At 62.8% G+C, this 20,110-nt stretch carries 16 protein-coding genes; 11 read left to right on the top strand and 5 right to left on the bottom strand.

Annotation, left to right across the window (positions count from 1 at the left end):
- Positions 1-127: 127 nt before the first annotated feature.
- Positions 128-385 carry a hypothetical protein gene (locus AC1DR1_RS20045; protein WP_229995374.1) on the bottom strand — a complete coding sequence of 86 codons (258 nt, stop codon included), beginning with the start codon at positions 383-385 and terminating at the stop codon, positions 128-130.
- Between the two features lie 1,198 nt (positions 386-1,583).
- Between AC1DR1_RS20045 and AC1DR1_RS20050 the strand changes: the two genes are divergently transcribed.
- Positions 1,584-2,375, top strand: coding sequence for an isocitrate lyase/PEP mutase family protein (locus AC1DR1_RS20050; protein WP_229996104.1), 792 nt, complete (start codon positions 1,584-1,586; stop codon positions 2,373-2,375).
- Between the two features lie 546 nt (positions 2,376-2,921).
- Here AC1DR1_RS20050 and hemB read toward each other — a convergent pair.
- The 3 genes from hemB to AC1DR1_RS20065 form a co-directional block, all read right to left on the bottom strand.
- Positions 2,922-3,902, bottom strand: a complete 981-nt coding sequence (gene hemB / locus AC1DR1_RS20055) for a porphobilinogen synthase (RefSeq protein WP_229996105.1) — start codon at positions 3,900-3,902, stop codon at positions 2,922-2,924.
- A gap of 134 nt (positions 3,903-4,036) precedes the next feature.
- A complete protein-coding gene (locus AC1DR1_RS20060) occupies positions 4,037-4,165 on the bottom strand; it encodes an alpha/beta fold hydrolase (protein ID WP_290369415.1) in 129 nt (42 codons plus the stop codon).
- Between the two features lie 634 nt (positions 4,166-4,799).
- Positions 4,800-5,972 (bottom strand): alpha/beta fold hydrolase, encoded by a 1,173-nt coding sequence (locus AC1DR1_RS20065; RefSeq protein ID WP_476993170.1) that lies wholly within the window; start codon positions 5,970-5,972, stop codon positions 4,800-4,802.
- Positions 5,973-6,900: 928 nt separating this feature from the next.
- On the opposite strand from AC1DR1_RS20065, the gene AC1DR1_RS20070 reads away from it, so the two are divergent.
- From AC1DR1_RS20070 to lhgO, 10 genes are all read left to right on the top strand, one after another.
- A complete protein-coding gene (locus tag AC1DR1_RS20070; RefSeq protein WP_229995252.1) occupies positions 6,901-8,295 on the top strand; it encodes an MFS transporter in 1,395 nt (464 codons plus the stop codon).
- A 93-nt stretch (positions 8,296-8,388) separates the two neighbouring features.
- Positions 8,389-9,195, top strand: coding sequence for an alpha/beta fold hydrolase (locus AC1DR1_RS20075; protein ID WP_229995253.1), 807 nt, complete (start codon positions 8,389-8,391; stop codon positions 9,193-9,195).
- 158 nt (positions 9,196-9,353) lie between these two features.
- A complete protein-coding gene (locus AC1DR1_RS20080) occupies positions 9,354-10,031 on the top strand; it encodes a GntR family transcriptional regulator (protein WP_229995254.1) in 678 nt (225 codons plus the stop codon).
- Between the two features lie 95 nt (positions 10,032-10,126).
- A complete protein-coding gene (locus AC1DR1_RS20085) occupies positions 10,127-11,833 on the top strand; it encodes a thiamine pyrophosphate-dependent enzyme (protein WP_229995255.1) in 1,707 nt (568 codons plus the stop codon).
- A 108-nt stretch (positions 11,834-11,941) separates the two neighbouring features.
- A complete protein-coding gene (locus AC1DR1_RS20090; RefSeq protein WP_476993171.1) occupies positions 11,942-13,456 on the top strand; it encodes an NAD-dependent succinate-semialdehyde dehydrogenase in 1,515 nt (504 codons plus the stop codon).
- Positions 13,457-13,627: 171 nt separating this feature from the next.
- A complete protein-coding gene (locus AC1DR1_RS20095) occupies positions 13,628-14,284 on the top strand; it encodes a GntR family transcriptional regulator (RefSeq protein WP_229995257.1) in 657 nt (218 codons plus the stop codon).
- A 232-nt stretch (positions 14,285-14,516) separates the two neighbouring features.
- Positions 14,517-15,731, top strand: coding sequence for an iron-containing alcohol dehydrogenase (locus AC1DR1_RS20100; protein ID WP_476993172.1), 1,215 nt, complete (start codon positions 14,517-14,519; stop codon positions 15,729-15,731).
- A 47-nt stretch (positions 15,732-15,778) separates the two neighbouring features.
- Entirely contained in the window at positions 15,779-17,230 is a 1,452-nt protein-coding gene (locus AC1DR1_RS20105; protein WP_229995259.1) for an aldehyde dehydrogenase family protein, read from the top strand.
- Positions 17,230-17,994 carry an SDR family NAD(P)-dependent oxidoreductase gene (locus AC1DR1_RS20110; RefSeq protein WP_229995260.1) on the top strand — a complete coding sequence of 255 codons (765 nt, stop codon included), beginning with the start codon at positions 17,230-17,232 and terminating at the stop codon, positions 17,992-17,994. The genes AC1DR1_RS20105 and AC1DR1_RS20110 overlap by 1 nt, the downstream gene beginning before the upstream one ends.
- Positions 17,995-18,061: 67 nt before the next feature.
- Positions 18,062-19,261, top strand: a complete 1,200-nt coding sequence (gene lhgO / locus AC1DR1_RS20115; protein WP_476993173.1) for an L-2-hydroxyglutarate oxidase — start codon at positions 18,062-18,064, stop codon at positions 19,259-19,261.
- Positions 19,262-19,775: 514 nt separating this feature from the next.
- Here the strand turns inward: lhgO and AC1DR1_RS20120 are convergent.
- On the bottom strand, positions 19,776-20,081 hold the full coding sequence (locus AC1DR1_RS20120; protein ID WP_229995262.1) for a nuclear transport factor 2 family protein: 306 nt from the start codon (positions 20,079-20,081) through the stop codon (positions 19,776-19,778).
- Between the last annotated feature and the right edge of the window lie 29 nt (positions 20,082-20,110).

A 20,110-nucleotide genomic window follows, 5' to 3' on the forward strand; every position in this document is an offset into this window, starting at 1 on the left:
GGGCAAGAAGGACGACCGGCCCGCCTGGCCGCCGGACTCAAGGCCCTGCGTGGCGGCGAAGAGTCGCGACGCGAGGTCTCCGGAAACTCATCAGGCTGAGCTCCGGGTCGGTCGAATCCTCGCGGGTTCAGGAATCGTCGTCCTTTTCCGCAGTCGCGTCCCTCCGGTTCCATGCGCCGAAAGGTGCCGGGCGGGAGGGCCCTCCAGGTGGCCGCACCCGACGGACGGCAACCATGGCCCATGCCCCGATCAGCACGCCGATAACCACGACGAAAACACCGACGGTGAACCAGCCGTCCCGACCGAAGATCATCAGCGCAACACCCGCCAGACACAGGCCCTTCGCCACGATGTCCAGATATAAAGGACCTCTCAGGTGCCCCATGGATCTAAGGTAACCCTGGCGACAGTCCGCTGGTGCCCTGACTGATTCCGATCGTTGTGGTTGCCGCCCGGCCAAGACGCGCAAGAAATAGACGTAAGAACCAGGCGGAAAGTCATATCACCCAGACCCCGTGGCTGCATGAACTCGTGTCCGCAGAAATAGGCACGAAGGGACGTCGCCGATGAGCCACGGCATCACCTGGACACCGGTGTGGACACTGTACACACCCCGTTTGGCCGGACAAACAGCCACCAACGGCTCCCCCACGCCCCAGGAAACAGCCAAGAGCGGCCAAAAACCTGGAAGAAGTTTCCCGCAGGTCATGTCATCACCACAACCCCAACGCATGAACAGGTACAAGGCCAACCACGCCCACTCGAATAAGCGAGAAAGGAGACCCGAATGACTCCACATCCGAGCAGGCGGAGGGCCCACCAGCCAGGACCCTGAACCCGCCACCCACACAACCTAACAGGCCACCGCGGCGGCCAGGCACCAGCCGCAACAAGCGTCAGAGGGACCCAACCCGGGTGAATGTACACATGTTAAAGCAAAAACCCCCTCTGACGAAGGGGAATGCTGTGCCCGAGGTGGGACTCGAACTGCATTCCCTCCCCCGCCAATACTGGCCTCCCCCCGGAAACATGCGGAATCCGGCCCGATCCGACCCACATACGACGCAGTCCGAAGCCCAAAGTGTGTACTTTGTACACACTTTCTTTTTGCCACATTCCAGGCAACCCAAAGCGCTGAGTAGGAACCAGCGAAACGGCCAGCCAACAATGCTGAACTAAAGTTCGCGACTTCCATGAACCAACCGGCTGGTGTAGGCGCCGAAGCCGTCCACGAGACGATGGCTGTCCCGCCTCAAATATCGTGAAGCAGGCCGCACCGAAATCTTGGCGTTGCCACAATCTGGACGAGACCGGATGAGGCCTGTTCGCTCTTCCACAAGCCAAAGTCAGGAATCCGGCCACGCCTCTGCGGATCAGGTGCCTGCGACGGATTCTCCCTAGCCCTCGACAGCTGCCACGACCGGTTTCGACGCCTTCGTCGATGAGGACGTTCCCATCCCGCAGGAACGCGACCCGTTCCGCCTCAATTACGAATAGGTCCGGGAAGGATGATTCGTTGCACCGCCCCGCCGCGTTTATAGACTGAACGGGGATTCACCTACTTCGGCTGGCAGGGGATGGGAATGAAAACGGCCACTTTCCGGGAACTCCACCACACTGTGGTGCCACTCCTGCTGCCCAATGCGTGGGACCTCGGATCCGCCTTGGCATTTGCGACAGCAGGATTCCCGGCCGTCGGCACCACCAGCTTTGGAATTGCGGCAAGTGCCGGCCTGCCCGACGGAGGCCGGTCCAGCAAGGCGGTCACCGCCGCACTGGCGGCGCAGCTGTGCCGCCTGCCTGTCCACGTCACGGCTGACATCGAGGACGGCTACTCCGATGACCCCGCCGAGGTTGCGGAACTTGTGGCCCAACTGGCTGCCCTGGGCGTGGCCGGGGTCAACCTGGAGGACAGCACCGCCGGGCACCTGGTCGATCCAGCAGCCTTTGCCGACAAAGTTGCCGCCGTCAACCGACGCAGCCCTACTATGTTCATCAACGCCCGCGTGGACAACATATGGTTCGGCGAACAACCCACTGTCGATGCCGTCCTGCTCCGTGCCTGTGCCTACGCCGACGCCGGAGCGGACGGCATCTTTGTCCCCGGACTTGTGGATCCGGAGGACATCCGGATCGTCACCGCTGGCATGGGGCTGCCGGTCAACGTGCTGGCACATCCCTCCCTGACCGTTGCCGAGCTGGGTGAGCTGGGGGTCCGGCGGGTGAGTTCCGGCTCCCTGCCGTACCGCGCAGCAATTGACGCGGCGGTGAACGTGGCCAACGCCCTACGTGACGGCAAACCAGTGCCGGCCGCCACTCCGTACTGGGAAATGCAATCGCGTCTCGTGTCATTCAGCCAGCCCCACACGGACTGACCGCCGTCAGTGCCACCCCGTCTACTCCCTACGACCGCAGATGCCACGGAGCTCAGTAACCCCACGGTCAGGTCCGGGATCGTGGCAGCAACAGATGAAATCCTGCGCCGCAATTACCCGTTCGTGGCCAGCCACCATACGCTGACCCGGGAGGGCGAATGGTGCCTGCGGGTTCGCGCGCGAGCCCGATGTGAAGGACAAAGACCCGGAAGATGACCTGGTTCACGGTGCGGGCCCGCACATCAGCAGACGTGCTGCGCCCCTGTGCACTTACAGGTCGCCGCGTCCTCCCCGGAGCACCTGCGCTGCCATGTAGCGGGCACGCTGCCGACGCGAATCCGAGCACAGCACAAGCGGTCTCAGCCGGTGCTGGTGCGGGATGGCCACAGAGCCCGCACCGTGGGGATCCGGCGTGACTCAGAAAGGAATAGGCAGCCGCCGCCCCTCCGGCGGGCGCTGCACTCAGGCGGCTAGGCCCCTGAGGCCGTGCCACAGCCCCATCTGCCGTGGACCGGTATTCGGGCCGGATTGTCCCGTCGCCGCCCATCACGCTGCCTTCAGCCAGGTCGCGACCTCTGATGCCCAGTAGGTAAGCACCATGTCCGCCCCAGCACGCTTAGTTCCAAGCAGCGACTCCAGGACCGCTCCGCGGCGGTCGATCCAGCCGTTCGCGGCCGCAGCTTCGATCATCGCGTACTCACCCGAGATCTGATAAGCCGCGACCGGCACGGGGCTGGTCTGGGCTACGTCGGCCAGGATGTCCAGATAACTCATCGCGGGTTTGACGATCACGATGTCGGCGCCTTCTTCGACGTCGAGTTTGACCTCGGTCAGCGCTTCACGGCGGTTCCCCGCGTCCATCTGGTAGGTTCTCCTGTCCCCCGTAAGCCGGGAATCGACAGCCTCCCTGAAGGGACCATAAAACGCTGACGCGTACTTCGCTGCGTACGCCATCACCGCAGTGTTCGTGTGGCCCGCGCTCTCCAGCGCCCGGCGGATGGCTCCGGTGCCGCCGTCCATCATCCCTGACGGCGCCACGATGTGGGCGCCGGCGTCGGCCTGGGCGATGGCCATCTGGCCATAGATTTCCAGGGTCTTGTCATTGTCCACGTATCCGTTGGCGTCGAGGACGCCGCAGTGCCCGTGATCGGTGAACTCGTCCAGACACAGGTCGCTCATCACGACAAGGTCGTCGCCCACTTCTGCCCGGACGTCGCGTATGGCTGCGTTCAGGACACCTTCAGGGTCCAGGGCGGCGGAGCCGGCATGGTCGCGGTGAGCGGGGATTCCGAAGAGCATAATGCCGCCCAGTTCCTGTTCGGCAGCCTGCGCGGCAGCCCGCTTCAGGGAGTCTGCGGTGTGTTGCACGACGCCGGGCATGGATCCGATCGGTGCCGGCTCGGTGAGGGCTTCGCGGATGAAGACCGGAAGGATGAGATCCGAGGTGGCCAGCCGATGCTCCGTTACGAGACGTCTGATGGCCACTGTGGTGCGGAGGCGACGGGGTCGTGTCTGGGGAAAGGTCATGTCTGTCCTTTTTCTCGTGGTGGGGGTCGTCCCCGTGAATCGCGGAAAACACCGGGCATAGACAAGCTGTCCCCACTGCTGTGGGGCGCGGTGAGGACAGCTTGGGGCAAGGCGGTGAAGGCCGACGGTGGCGGCTATGACTGTCCGATTGCTTCGACGAACCCGATAATTTGTGGGATGACAATCTCCGGAGCCTCCAGGATGTTGCTGTGGCCGATCCGGTCGAGCCGCACGAGTTTGGCATTGGGGAGCCCGTCGGCCATTTCGTCGCACCACACCGGGGGGCCGGTGCTGATCTTCCTCGCCCGAGACGATGAGCACAGGGATGCCTAATTCCGGGAGAAGGGGCAGCGAGTTGCGCCTTTCAATCACGCCTTTCATGGCCGGCAACAGGCTCTTGGGGAGCGAGGCAATCCGCTTACGCCACAGGTCAAGCATGTCAGCTTGTGGGGATCTGACTGTGTCGTTTTCCCCGACCATCGAGGAAGAGCGAGCGGAGGCACAGGATCGTCGGCAGGCTGGACTCGCCGGTATCTTCGACGTGCAGAGTCGTACCGTTTACGGCAATGCGTGAAGCTGTCACGTTATGGCCTCTCAAAAGTGATTCCTGTGATCGGCGAGTCCGATGGAGTCACGCGAACGGCGTTGATGCCGTCGGACTTCAGGAAGAGTGCCCGCCCGAAGAACGTGCCCTGGACCAGCCAAAGGGCAGAACCATCCGGCATCACGCCGTCGACGCTTCCGGCGGCTATCATTCATCCGGCGTCCTTTCCAGGCAGATGGACTGCCGAGTCAAGCGGCCGTTTTCACGGGCATGAGTGAGGCCGCTCCCAAGCGCAGCCGGGACGGCTTTTGCGGCTTCCGGCGAATGCAGAAACGTGGGCCTGCGGGCGAGTCTCACCTCGCCCGCACGTAGGGATTCTCGATCATCGGGTAGTGCCCGGTGCCGGCGAGTACCGCGATTTCGCTGCCTTCGATGTGCGATTGTGTCGAGTTGACTTGATCGGGATAGACCAGCCAGTCAGCGTCCCCCGCCAGCAAGAGGACCGGAGCCGTGACCTTGTGCATCTGGTCCCGGACATCGAATCCCGCGTAACCTGTGAGGTCTGCAGCGGCGACTTTGGCGGTGTTGCGCTGGATCTGCCACACGACTTCCTCTGCCCGGTCTTCGGGGGTCCGGTCGCCGGTGAGGGACTGGGACCAGCATTCGAGGATCTGCTGCCCGTCGACCTTGAGCATGTCCAGGAAGAACTCGGACACTGTCGGAGTGTAGTCGGCGCCCTCGGACGAGATGATCGCGGAGTAGGCGTCAGGCCGGCGGGCGCCCAGTTCCAGAACCATATTTCCGGCCATGGAACAGCCGACGATAGCCGGCTTCTCCAGGCCCAAGGCGTCGATCAGCGCCTCGTTGAATTCCGCGTGGCGGGTCAGGCTTTCGAACGGGCCGTCTTCAGGAACGAGGGTTTTGCAGTGGCCGGGTGCGTCCACTGCAATGACGCGGTATTCGTCCGAGAGGCCCTCCAGCACATGGCGGTACATCAGGCTGTCCTGGCTTGCGGCATGGAAGCAGATGAGGGCGGGACCTTCGCCAGCCTCCTCATAGTAGGTGCGGATGCCGTTGACATCGATGTATCGTCCGATAATTTCCTTGCCGGACGGCCGTGGGGCCGGGGACGGTTCCGGGCGGGGGCTTGCTTCCTTGCCCACTCGCTTCATGGCCTCCAGCAGCAGCCACATGACCTTGATGTTCCTCATCGCGAGGACGGCGTCACCACCGAGAGTAATCTCGCCCAGCCCGGGCGATGTCCCGCGGTACCAGTCCGTTTCTCCACTGACTACTCGTTCCCATTCGGCACGTGGAGCGCTGATGATAATGTCGGCACCCCTGGCCGAGGACCCGTCTGTAACGCCGGCAACCTTGCCCCCGCGAATGTCCAACGAGGCAGAGCCCTCCTCGTAATGAAATTGGATCCGAGCCTCGAACCACTTGGCGGCTTCGGACCAGCGCACGTCGGCGTTCAACTCCTCGCCCAGCAGCTCCCACCATTTTCCAGAAAGTGTTTCAGTCATCATTTCTCCTTGATTCGGATAGGACTGGCCCGTTAGGGCCACCATCGGCCCGTCCCGAGTGTCAGTCCTGCTTTGTGTTGAGGCCCCAGGTCTCCGAACCTCGTCGCTGGGGTATCGAAGTGTCCTCAATGGCCCTCAGGCCTAAGCTGAGTGGTTCACATCACAAATTTTAGACTTTGGATACGATTCACGCAAGTCTTGGGGGCTGCTTCGCCATTTGACCGGATATCGCCTGCTGAATGTATCCAATCGCTGCTTAAGCCCTTAGTCGGCGGACCTACATAACCCCCGCCTCGATCCAGTGGCCAACGAAGCCTTGGTGCCGGCGTGGAGTCGCGGCATCCGCAATACCTTCCGGTGGCGAGGCTTGACCCGCGGATCGCGATGGCTGCACCCGAATGGGACTCCAGAAATGGGGGTCTCCTCTCTGGAGTAATCGCAATGGCTGCGCACTCTACTCACGGCCAGATGCGAGGATGCCCCCCACTGCCGGGCCCGCCGTGGAGGACTCACGTCCACGCCCTGGCCCCCGTGGCGCCCCCGGTCCACCAGCCCGCCGCGGTGAACGTGCACCCCCCAGCCGCCTACAGCAAACCCTACTTTTCCGAAAGTTGGATACATGCAACCCCAAAGAACGCATTTTTTACCACTTTAGCGACAACTATTGCCTTGATCGTATCCAAACGCCTAGGGTTGTGGTGCGGAACACTACATCATTGCTTAGGGCTGCGACTATCCCTCTCATCGAGGAGACGGCGATTGGGCACCCCGGCTCGGCAGAGAGTAGGACTCGCATCGTGCGCGGCCAAAGAAGGCCGCGCACCGCTATTAATGTGCGCGGGTTTCCCGCCCCAAAACGGGCCTCAGTTTCACCTGACGGTTTCGTACTCCCCTAACACCAGCTTGATTTCTTGAAAGAGGCCGACCGATGTCTAGTTCTTCGCCACCTCGCGTTGCTCAGCAGCGGACGTATGGAGGAATTCCCAGCTACTCGCTGTACGCACTCGTATTTCTCTGGCTCATCTATGCACTCAACGCCAGCACCCGCCAGCTTCTATTCTTCGTTCTTCCCTCAATAGTCACGGAGTATCAGCTCACGCCTGAAATGACGGGTATCGTGTCGGCGATCGTGACCGTGTCCGCGTCCCTGTTGGCACTCCCGCTCGGCCCCTGGTTCGACAAAGGCGGACATGGGTGGGCCCGCAAGTACCGAAATGCCGTCATGGCGGTCGGATACTTTATCTTTACGATCTTGGGCGGAATCGCCGCGTTGACGTCTTCGATCTGGTCCTTCGTCACCTTGCAGAGCGTCAAGAATGCCTTCGGAGGAGCGGGAGAGGCCATCGAAGTCTCCACCATGGCAGAATCTGCCCCCGTCGAAAAGCGCGGCCTGTTCCTTGGGCTGCAGCACACCGCATACCCGTGGGGAACGCTCATCACCTCACTCCTCGTAGGTGGCATCCTCACTTTGGCAGGCACCGAGAACTGGCGCGATACGTTCTTGATAGTTCCGCTCTCTATGGTCCCGATCTGGATCAGCTACTGGCTGTTTGCCACGAAGAAGCGATACACCCGGTTCGAGGAACAAACTATAGCGGCCGGTTACACCGCTCCCCTGCGCGATGGCGACGAACCGCACGAGCCCGCGGCACCGGGCGCCTTGGGACGTGCGCTGCGCAATCCAAACATCGTTGTCCCTTCGATTGCGGCCCTTCTCGGCATCGCCGTCTACACCGGCATCAGCTTCTGGCTGCCGCAGTACATTGCGTTCGTCGGCAACTACAGCTTCGCTGAGGCGGCTGCTTATGCCGCAGTGTTCACGATCACCGGGGGTGTGGGACAGATTCTGTGGGGACATGTCTCGGACACTCTGGGGCGCAAGTTCACCTCGATCATAACGTTCGTGTGGCTCGGGATCGGCATCTTCATGCTGCAGCTCTCGTCCCAAGGCCTCATCTGGCTTGTCGGGCTCCAACTGTTCCTCGGAATGGCCACCAACGGGATCTTTCCGGTGCTCTACAGCTTCGTCGCGGATGCCGCTGAGAGGGGTGGCCTGGGTACTGCCAACTCTGTTCTGCTGACGACCATGTACCTTGGAGGAGCTTCTCCACTTGCCTTGGGCTTCCTGATCTCAGCGGGCGGCGGATACACGGCCGCCGCCGGCTACAACTGGAGCCTTTACATCATGGGCGGAGCCTGTATCCTCGCCGCCTTGCTTCTGGTCCTTTTCACACGTGAGACCGTCGGCAAATTCAAGTCCAGAGACCGCGCCCTCGTCTCCCCCCAAAGCTGCGGCCAGGCCCCGGTAGACACTTTCGCCTAATCGCCCACCTTCCGTAGTTGGCGGCAGATTCGCCCTCGCTGCGCCAAGCTCATCCTCCCGTCTCACTCGAAACAACATAGGAGTTGTATAGACATGCCCAGGACCCAAGAAGTTGTGAAGGTGCGCGACACGCACCTCTTCGTTGATGACACCGGCGAAGCGGATTTGCCCGTCATCCTCTGCCTGCACTCGCTGTTCCTCGATTCCCGCATGTTCGACGGTCTGGTCGAGGCTGCCGCAGGGAAATTCCGCGTCATTCGTCCCGAGTTCCGAGGTCAAGGAAGAAGCGACCTTCAGGATGTGGACGTCATCACTATGGATGAGAACGCCGAGGACATTCTGGCCCTGATCGACTCAATGGTTCTGAAAGATATCAATCTCCTCGTCCAGTCAATGGGCGGTGATGTTGGCGTGCGAGTGGCCGCGCGCAGACCCGAGCTGTTCCACAAGATGGTGATGGCCGGCTCCTCTGCCCGCGGTGAAACGCATAAGGAATACGTCGACTGGACCGAGCGCGCCAGTGTCCACGGGTTTGTGGGCGATGTGTTGGAAGAGACGATGGAAATCATGTTCGGGGCGACCTGCCTTGCAGACCCGGAGCGCGCAGACATGGTGTCGCTTTGGCGGGACCGAATCAATGCGGTGCCCCGGCGCCTCCGCCCGGCGATGATGGGCGTGATGACCAGGGAGAGTGCATTGGACCTTCTTCCGAAGATCGACTTCCCGGTTCTGATATTTTCAGGGACCGAGGATAGTGCGCGACCGCCGGCCTGGGCTCAAGAAGTGGCTGACGGACTTCCCAACAGCGAACTAGTCATCTTCGACGGCGTCGGGCACAGCCCAACCCTCGAAATTCCTGAAGTTGTCTACCCGCGGCTTTTGGGCTTCTTCCACTCCTAGATAGCTCATTTCCTCTTGGCTCTGGCTGGGTTCGGTCCTTCTTCTGGCGCCGAACCCAGTGGGAGCCAACGAACGTCACGCCACATGGCTGCCGGTGAACCATGGCGACTCTCCGCCGCTAACAATCCAGACATCATCCCAACGGAAAAGGGGAACCTGTGGAAACCACCCGCATGGCCGGGAGGACAGGCCGGAACATAGCCGAACAGCTACGCGCCGACATTCTCCAAGGCCTCCTCACCCCAGGGGAGCGAATCGGGCAGGAGGTGCTGGCCGAACGCTTCGACGCCAGCAGGATCCCGGTCAGGGAGGGTCTTAAGATCCTCGAAGCCGAAGGGCTGGTTACCATTGTCCCCAACAGCGGCGCGTGGGTTTCCAGTCTGGACGCCTTCGAGTTCGACCAGATTTACAAGCTGCGTGAACAGGTTGAAAGTCTGGTGCTCCGCGAAAGTATTGACAGGCTGACACCATCGCAAACTGACCGGCTCCAAAGGCTCGCCGACAAAATCACCGAAGCGTCCGATGCCGAGACATTCATGCGCCTCGATCAGGAATTCCACCTGTCGACATATGCGGGAGCCTCTTTTCCCCTCCTGCACGACATCGTCCATCGGTGCTGGAATTCCACAGTGCATTATCGCCGCGTTTTCGCGCAGGAACTCCAGCTCGAGCAGCAGTGGGCGACAGATGCAGAACACCACCTCATCGTGGACAGCATTGTCAGAAAAGACCACGAAACGGCGGGAAATCTCATCCGCGCCCACATCCGGAGAACACGTCTGACGCTGGCAGCGCGGCCAGACATCTTTCAAAAAAGCTCAGCGCCCGCAAACTGACCAAACCCCGGGGAAGGCGTTGTTCACTCATCCGGACAACATCCCGTCACGGTTGCCCTCGGCGAACCAGCAGTCCAATACAGAAGGAAGAAACAATGAAGTTACCGGCCACCATTCCTCCAACACGGCCCGGTGCGCCCCAATCCAGCCCACGGCCTGCAGCAGCGGCCGCGATCAAGTCGGCAGGGCATGTCATCGTTGACTCACTTGTGGCCCACGGTGTCCAGCGCGCCCACGTAGTCCCCGGGGAAAGCTTCCTCGACGTCCTGGACGGGCTGCACGACTCCACTATTGAAACCATTGTGTGCCGCCACGAGGGCGGGGCCGCCTACATGGCCGAAGCCGACGGGAAGATGAACCAGCTTCCCGGCGTCGCAATGGTGACGAGAGGCCCAGGGGCAGCCAACGCCCATGTCGGCCTGCATACCGCTTGGCAGGACTCCACGCCGATGGTGCTATTCGTCGGTCTCATCCCCTTCGCTCACCGGGACCGCGAGGCATTCCAGGAATTCGACATCAAAGCCTGGTTCGACACCGGGGCCAAGCGGGTGATGGTTCTGGATCACGCGGAGCGCGCCTCCGAAATTGTGGCCGAAGCTTTTTTTGCGGCAATGAGCGGCCGGCCCGGCCCCGTGGTCGTCGGCCTTCCCGAGGACGTCATTCGCCAGGACATTGACTCAACACTGCACCCGCCCATCCCCGTTGCAACCGGAGGAATGACCACCGCGGATTCCGGTGCCCTCGCCACCGCCTTGGCAGCATCCACTAAACCGCTGTTTGTAACCGGCGGGAACGACTGGACGCAGGAAGGCGCGGACCTGCTGACTCGATGGTTGGAGAAGCACCATATTCCTGCGGCAGCCGAGTGGCGCACTGAGGGCACCGTCCCGTTCCACTCCCCGTCGTATGTCGGACCGATCGGCTATGGGCGCCCGCGGCCCACCTACGACCTGCTGGAGGAGACCGACCTGCTTGTCTTTGTTGGCACGGTCCCCGGTGATGTCATCACCGACGGGTTCCTCTGCAGGCAGGACTGGAACAAGAAGAACTTCCTGGTCACCATCGACCCCTCCCTCCGCGGCCGCTCCGGCCCGGTGTCATATCAGATCGTCGCCAAACCCGACGTGTTCATCCGGGATCTCGTCAAAATCGACCTACCGGTCAAGAGCGAGTGGAAGGCCTGGACCTCGCGGATGCGTACCGAGCAGGAATCTTTCGCCGCCCTCCCTCCGGCCTCGCCGGTCGACGGCCAGGCCCGGATGGACACGCTAATGGCCAACCTCGTTCCGACGCTGCCCGCTGATGCGATGGTCACCCTCGGTGCCGGCGAGCACACGAACTGGGCGCACCGGTATTTCCCCACCCAGCGCTACGCGTCCATGATCAGCGCCCGCAACGGTTCCATGGGCTACTCCGTCCCCTCCGCCATCGCCGCCTCCCTGGCCTACCCCGGCAGGCGTATCGTCACCATCGCCGGCGACGGCGAATTCCTCATGAACGGCCAGGAACTCGCAACCGCCGCTCAGTACGGCGCCACTCCCCTGGTGATCGTGATGGACAACCAGGAATACGGCACCATCCGCACCCATCAGGAACGCCACTACCCTCACAGGGTTTCAGGCACCCAGCTCAAAAACCCGGAATTCGCGCTCATGGCCCAAGCTTTCGGCGGCTTCGGCATCAAAGTCGAACACGACCGGGACATCCCCAGCGCCGTTGAGGCGGCACTGGCGGCCATCCATGAGGACCGCGTGTTCGCGCTCATCCACTTGGTCGTCGAGCAACGGGTCAAAGCCTACTAAGGCCTCTATGCAAACACGGCGCGACGGCAGCCGCTGCCTGACCCCGACGGCCGGTGTCCCCCCGCACTGCCGCTGAATACTTAACGCCTCATTGAATGGAAGAAAAGAATGTCTGTTCCCGCCATTAAAGAACTCGAACTACTGGACTCGGTCCCGACGGGCCTGCTGATCAACGGTGAGTGGCGTCCGGCCGCGTCCGGGAAGACGTTCGACGTCGAGGACCCGGCGACGGGCAAGGTGCTGTTGAGCATCGCCGATGCCGGTCCTGAGGACGGCATGGCGGCCCTGGACGCGGCTGCCGCGGCGCAGGAGTCCTGGGCGAAGGTCCCGGCCCGGGAGCGCGGGGAGATCCTGCGCCGCGCCTTCGAGCTGGTCACGGCCCGTGCCGAGGACTTCGCGTTGCTGATGACCCTGGAGATGGGCAAGCCTTTGGCCGAGGCCCGCGGAGAGGTCACCTACGGCGCCGAGTTCCTGCGCTGGTTCTCCGAGGAGGCCGTCCGTGCGTTCGGCCGCTACTCGGTCTCCCCGGACGGGAAGTCCCGGCTGCTGGTGACCAAGAAGCCGGTGGGTGCCTGTCTTTTGATCACGCCGTGGAACTTCCCGCTGGCGATGGCCACCCGGAAGATCGCCCCGGCCGTCGCGGCCGGCTGCACGATGGTGCTCAAGTCCGCGAACCTGACCCCGCTGACCTCCCAGCTGTTCGCGGCCGTGATGGTGGAGGCCGGGCTGCCCGCCGGTGTCCTGAACGTCATCCCGACCTCCACCGCCGGGGCCACGACCGGCCCGCTGGTCAAGGACCAGCGCCTGCGCAAGCTCTCCTTCACCGGCTCCACCGAGGTTGGCCGCCGGCTGCTGGCCGACGCCTCCGAAACGGTGCTGCGGACCTCGATGGAGCTGGGCGGGAACGCCCCGTTCGTGGTGTTCGGGGACGCCGACGTCGACGCCGCCGTCGCCGGGGCGATGCTGGCGAAGCTGCGGAACATGGGCGAGGCCTGCACCGCGGCGAACCGGTTCATCGTGCACGAGTCCGTCGCGGACGAGTTCGCGGCGAAGTTCGCCGCGAAGATGAAGGAGATGACCACGGCCCGGGGCACCGAGGCCGAATCCAAGGTCGGCCCGCTGATCGATGCGAAGAGCCGGGACAAGGTCCACGAGCTCGTCACCGACGCCGTCGCCGCCGGCGCGGTCGCGGTGACCGGCGGCGCGGCCGTGGAGGGCCCGGGCTACTTCTACCAGCCCACCATCCTCACCGGCGTGACCGAGGGCACCCGGATCCTGTCCGAGGAAATCTTTGGCCCCGTCGCCCCGATCATCACCTTCGACACCGAGGACGAGGCCATCCGGCTCGCGAACAACACCGAATACGGCCTCGTCGCGTACGTCTTCACCCGGGACCTGAACCGGGGCATCCGGATGGGCGAACGCCTCGAGACCGGCATGCTGGGCCTGAACGCCGGCGTCGTGTCCAACGCCGCCGCCCCGTTCGGCGGCGTCAAGCAGTCCGGCCTGGGCCGCGAAGGCGGCCTGGAAGGCATCGAGGAATACCTCTACACCCAGTACATCGGCATCGCCGACCCCTACGCCAGCCAGCGGAAGGTGGCTAGCGCCCTCCACAGCCCGTGAAACGTTCGGCGCGCTACAGCACCGGACTTCGCCCCAAAGCAGCCAGGGCCCCACAACTCCTCGCAACGTGGGGCCGTGGCCACACAAGACCTGACGATCCTCCCCGCACTGCGACATCCCAACGTCCATACTGGGTTGACAAGCTACAGATTCAAATGTGGAAGAGGGCGTATGAAGGACGAGAAGACTGCCGGGGCAACCGGCAGGCGGATAGCACAGGAACTCCGCCAGGACGTCCTCGAAGGGAAACTGCGGCCAGGGGAACGAATCGGGCAGGAGGAACTCGCCGAACGTTTTGACGCAAGCCGCATCCCTGTCAGAGAAGGGTTGAAGCTTCTTGAGGCTGAGGGTCTGGTCACGATTGTTCCGAATGCCGGGGCATGGGTAGCCAAATTGGATGCCTTCGAGTTCGACCAGACCTACAAGCTCCGCGAGCAGGTTGAATCCCTGGCCGTCAGGGAAAGCATCGACAACCTAACCGAAAGCCAAATCCAAAGACTGCGTGAGCTGGCAGAGGAGATCGCGGCAGCCACCGACGTCGAGACGTTTCTGCGCGTCGACCGCGAATTCCATCTGCTGACCTACGCCGGCGCCGAGTTCGGCCTCCTGCACGATCTGGTGCAGCGGTTCTGGAACACGACGCAGCACTACCGGCGGGCCTTTGCACAGGGTCTGGACTTGGAGCAGCAGTGGGCCACGGATGCGGAGCACCGGCTCATTGTCGACAGCATCGCCAGGAGGGACCACGATGCAGCAGCCGGCTTGGTCCGCGGGCACATCCGCCGCACCCGGCTCAATCTCGCCTCGCGGCCAGAGATCTTCAATTAGGCTGATTGTATCCAAAAAAGACTTGTCGAACCTAGGCGCGAGCGTTCCGGCGGCGGGGGCGCCAAGGATCGGCGCTAGGTACTTGTCGGATCGGCCGCCCATAAACCCCCCTATTTCCATGGGATACCAACGCGTTTCCCGCGAGTCCCGCCCCAGCACTCCTTGACGCCGAGCGGTTGTGTCGGTTAACTTTATTTTGGAAATTGTATCCAATCAGGAAAGTGTGACGACGATGTCAAAACGATGGGTTCCCGATCTTGCTCTGCCGACAGAGTTCTTGGCACCAGCCGCCGTTCTCGGAGGACGCGGCTCCACCAAGCAGATCGTAAAGGTGCTCCGCGACCAGTTCGGCCTTGCGGGAGGAACGGTCCTCGTTGCAGCCGACGACGCTGTTGTAAATTTCGGACTGGCGGAAAATCTGCTCCTTGCCCTTGAGGACGGGGGCTTCCGCGTAGTGCTTCGGACAGGCTTCGGAAGCGAGCCCACGGCGGAGATTGTCGACGCGGCCGCCGAAGAGGCGCGTGCGGCCAGGGCTGGTGCCATCATCGGAATCGGCGGAGGTTCCGTTCTGGACTCTTCAAAGATCATCTCTTTGTTGATGCTCAACGACGGCACTTCAGCTGACTGGCTGGGGGTTGTGGATCCGCCGCACGGCGTAGCGCCGCTGGTGCTGATCCCGACAACCTGCGGGACCGGCGCGGAGGCCACACGCATTGCCATGGTCACCGTTGATGGTGCAAAGCGCGTCTCCTCCTGTACGCGATACGYTCCACAGGCGGCCATCATTGACCCCGACCTGGTTGCCTCCCTGCCCCGGGGTGTCGTGGCGTCCACGGGAATGGATGCACTGGCACATGCCATTGAATCGCTCATGGCCACCAGCGCGTCGCCCCTGTCCGCCCACCATGCAATCGGCGCCATAGAGATGCTGATGCCTAGCCTGGACAAGGCCGCCGAGGGGGACCAGGACGCCCTCGCGCGCTGCCTCTGGGGTTCGCACCTGGCCGGCCAGGCCCTGAACGCAGGCGTAGTGATGGGCCATTCGCTGGCGTACTGCCTGTCCTATGAAAACCCCATGCCGCACGGCACTTCCTGCGCCCTCGCGCTGCCCTACTGCATCGCCTACAACCAGAACCTTGATCCCATGCTGGCGTCAGCGCTGGCGCGCGCCATCACCGGAGGAACGAGCGAAGACCTGCACACCGCCGCCCAGGAAATCCTTGATCTGTCCAGGCGGCTGGGACTGCCGACCACTCTGGACGAAGCGAACATCCCGGAGCACGCCGAAGCATCCATAGCCCAGCGCTGCGTCCGGGAATACCCCAGGCCGACCAACCCCGAACCACTGGAAGAAGAATCCCTGGAGCGCCTCGTATCCGCAATGCGCACAGGCGACCTGGCCGCCGCCTTCGAAGCTACGGCCCAAGCAGCCACGGTGAACCGATGACCACGGCCACACACTACAACAGCACAAAGCGCACAGGAGCAGACAAGATGACGATCGGACTAGTTAAGAACCTGGTCAACGGCGAATTCGTCCACGCCAGCCTGGGAACAACCCTGGATGTCACGGACCCGGCCACGAACGGCGACATCATCGGCCAGGTCCCAGCCATGGGCCCGAACGATCTGGACGAGGTCTTCAACGCCGCTGCCGAGGGCGCGAAGACATGGAAGAAGACCGGCCACCTGGAGCGAGGGCGGATTCTCCTGAACACAGCCTCCCTGATCCGGGAGCACTCGGAGGACCTGGTTGCCACCATCGTCACCGAGATGGGCAAGACCCGGGCAGAAGCCACGGGCGAAGTCGGGAAGTCGGCCGAATTCTTTGAATACTACGGCGGCCTCGCCCGGCTTCCGTTCGGAGAGTACCTGCCCGACGCCCGCCCGGGCACATTCGCCAGCCAGATCCGCGAACCAATCGGCGTCGTCCTCCTCATCACACCGTGGAACGACCCCCTGCTGACACCGGCGAGGAAGCTCGCCCCCGCGCTGCTAGCCGGCAACGCCGTAGTACTCAAGCCGGCCAGCGAAACACCGATCATCGCGCTCAAGCTCGCCGAACTTCTTCACAAGGCGGGCCTTCCTGCCGGCGTGCTCGGCACCGTCACAGGCCGCGGAGCGGACATTGGGCAGAAGCTCACATCACATCAAGGGCTGCGTGCAGTCTCGTTTACAGGATCGACTGAGATCGGAGTACAGCTGCAGAAGGAACTCGCCGGGACAGGCATTCGGGTGCAAACCGAAATGGGCGGAAAAAACGCGGCAGTCGTCCTCGAAGACGCCGACCTGGACGCAGCCGTCCCCACAATAATCGCCGGCGCCTTCGCCCAGGCCGGGCAGCGGTGCACCGCCACCAGCCGCCTCATCGTGCAGCGGAGCATCGAAACCCAGATCCGCAGCAAACTGGTGGCCGCCGTAGCGGAACTCAAAGTTGCCAGCGGGAACACCCCGGACGCAAGCCTCGGTCCCGTCGTCAGCAAAAAAGCGCAGCAGCAGATCCAAGCCCACATCTCAACGGCGATCCGCCAGGGCGCCGAAGTCATTGCCACCGCTCCCCTCGGAGAGGAACAACGCCAGACCGGCGCCTTTGTGGAACCAACACTTTTAGGTATCTCAACCGACCTGGATATCTGGAGGGACGAGGTCTTCGGGCCGGTGCTGGCTATGACCGTCGTGGACACTGTAGAAGAAGCCATCGACGCGGTGAACGACTCGGCCTACGGACTCTCCAGCGCCGTCTTCACCAAAGACCTTGGCCACGCATTTGCCTTCATCAACAGCGTCGACACCGGACAGGTCTCGGTAAACCAGCCCACCACCGGCTGGGACATCCACCACCCCTTTGGCGGTTTCAAGGACTCCGGTTCCCCCTTCAAGGAGCAGGGCCTTGAAGCGCTGAGCTTCTACACCCGCATCAAAACTGCCGCGATCCGGACGCAGTAATGAGCGAAGGAAACCAATTCTCCCTTGAAGGGAAGCGCGCACTTGTCACAGGCGCCGGCCGCGGCCTGGGATATGCCATCGCCAACGGACTCGCACAAGCCGGCGCTCAAGTGGCGCTGGTGTCCCGCAGCGAAGACGAACTCCACAGCGCGGCAAGAGCAATCGGACCAGCAGCCACTGCGTTCCCTACAGACGTATCGGTCCGGGGTGCCGCAGCGCCGCTACTCGACCAAGTCGAAAATGGGCTGGGCGGCGGAATCGACGTCGTCGTCCATGCCGCCGGGGTGCAGCACCGCGAACCGGCAGAGTCTTTTGACCCTGATGAGTGGGACCGCGTCATCAGCATCAACCTGACCGCCCCGTTCCTGCTCAGCCAGGAACTCGGAAGACGCCAACTTGAAAAAGGCCGCCGCGGGAGCCACATCTTCATAGGGTCGCTCTCAAGCCAGCTCTCCCTGCCCTCCGTTGTCGCCTACACGGCCAGTAAGTCCGGGATATACGGAGTTCTCCGAAACCTCAGCCTCGAGTGGGCCGGACGGGGCATCCGGGTCAACGGTCTGGGGCCCGGCTACATCCGGACCAAGCTCACAGAAGCCGTGTTCAACGACACTGAGCGGAAAGAGCGAATGCTCCAGCGGATACCGATGAACAGATTCGGCGAACCGGAAGAACTCGCCGGCGCCGCGGTGTTCCTGGCTTCCGACGCATCCAGCTACATTACCGGCCAGCTACTGATGGTCGACGGCGGCTGGACGGCCAGCTGACCTGTGCATTAACACACAAATTTAAACGCATCCCCGCAGGGGAGCCAGACAAGAAACAGAGACAACGATGACCGAACAGATTGGCATCATCGGCGGAGGCATCGTGGGCATCGCAATCGCCCGCGCCCTCACCCAGYGAGGAATGGGCGAGGTAACGGTAGTGGAAAAAGAGCACCGCGTCGCCATGCACCAGACAGGACACAACTCCGGCGTGGTCCATGCCGGGCTATACTACGCCCCGGGGTCGCTCAAAGCGACCCTGTGCGCCCGCGGCAGGCACCTCACCCGCGACTACTGCCTGGAAAAGAACCTCCCCTACCGGGAAGTCGGCAAACTCGTCGTAGCTTTGACAGCAGAAGAGCTGCCCGCACTGGAGAATATCGAAAAACGGTCGGTCGCCAACAACGTGCCCGGCCTGCGCCGCCTCAACGCCGAACAAATCAAGGAAATTGAGCCACACGCTGCCGGCGTCGCCGCCCTGCACTCCCCGCACACCGCCGTCGTCGACTACGCCGCAATTACTGAAGCCATGGCCGAGGACATCCGCCAAGCCGGCGGCCGGATACTCCTCGGACACGAAGTCACCCGGATCGCGCATGCCAACGGCAAGGTCCAGGTAACCACCAGCGCAGCAGAACTAGTTTTCGACCGCCTCATTGTCTGCGCCGGACTGCAATCCGATCTGGTTGCCCAGTTCGTAGGCGCCTCCCCCTCACCCAAAATCCTGCCCTTCCGTGGTGAATACTGGGCTCTGTCAGCGGCGAAGCAGCACCTCGTCAAAGGCATGATCTACCCCGTACCTGATCCCAGCTTCCCCTTCCTCGGCGTTCACTTCACCCGGGGCGTCTATGACGACATCCACGTTGGTCCCAACGCTGTCCCAGCCTTGGCCCGCGAAGGCTACGGTTGGCGGACCATCTCACTCAAGGACACCTGGGCGTCGGCGACCTGGCCAGGGGCGCCCACCTTGGCGAAGCAGCACTGGCGGATGGGAGCCAAGGAAATCGCCGCGTCCCTCATCAAACCGCTTTACTTCAAGGAAGCGAGCCGGTTTATTCCTGAGCTCGAGATGGCCGACCTGACCGCTAAAACCGCCGCTGGTGTCCGGGCCCAGGCATGGGCCAGTGATGGCTCGCTCCTGGATGATTTCGCCATCGACCAGGTCGGACCCGTCACGCTACTGCGCAATGCTCCGTCACCGGCGGCAACCTCGGCCATGTCGATCGCCGACCATCTCATTGACCACCATGTACTCGCCCGCCCCTGAAGCTGAGGCGGGCCGGGCTTCAGCGTCCCGAGGGATGCTGGCCGAAGACCAGAGCATTTGCGCCGGCGTGGGGACGCTGACTGCTTTTACTGCTCCGGACCCGAGACGGACCGATGGGAGTGCGGCCCGCGGCCACGGACTATCTTCGACCGTCGGTTCCTGGGCGAACGGTCGTCCCGCCGCGTTCAGGACCGGACGCGGAGCCGGGCCGCGTGCCGCGCTCAACGAGGAAGCCCCTCACCACAATGCAGGCTTTTGCGTACCGCGTGGCATCAACCGCGTGCAAGGGCTTCCTCTCATTGCAGAACCAGTGAGGACTGCTCTCGGCTTCCGGTGAGAGCCCTAGGGACGAGAACCGCGTCTTGGCTGTAACCCGGCACATGCAGGTATGTATTGGTGACTCTGCCAACCGATCACATGCGCACTCGGTGGTCTTGATGCCAGTGGGCGGTAAGGAAATGCTGACGGCACCGACTCTTTTGGCGTTGTCGCCGTCAGGCCTATGCGGATTCGGTCAGCGGTCCCCGGGCAGGCCTGCTTCGGCAACCCTTGCGGTGTCGACGAATTGTTCGAAGCGTACGATAAGTCCGCCGCGGACGATGAAGTGGTGGGCCACCCGGACGGTCAAGGGTTTCCCGGTTGCCCGGTGCCTGGCGGTGTACCGGGCGAGGACCACTACGTTTTCACCTTCGACGATGTAGGTGTCGTCGTGGGCCGCCCGCCCCTCCCAGTCTCTACCGAGAATTTCCATGACGTTGGAGGTCACTTCGTTGGGCGTGCGGTAGGTCCCTGCAAGGGGAAGCCGGCCATCTCCGTCCATTCGACATCAGGGACCATCGTGGCGCGGAG

Source organism: Arthrobacter sp. P4_F10 (genome assembly GCF_056401435.1).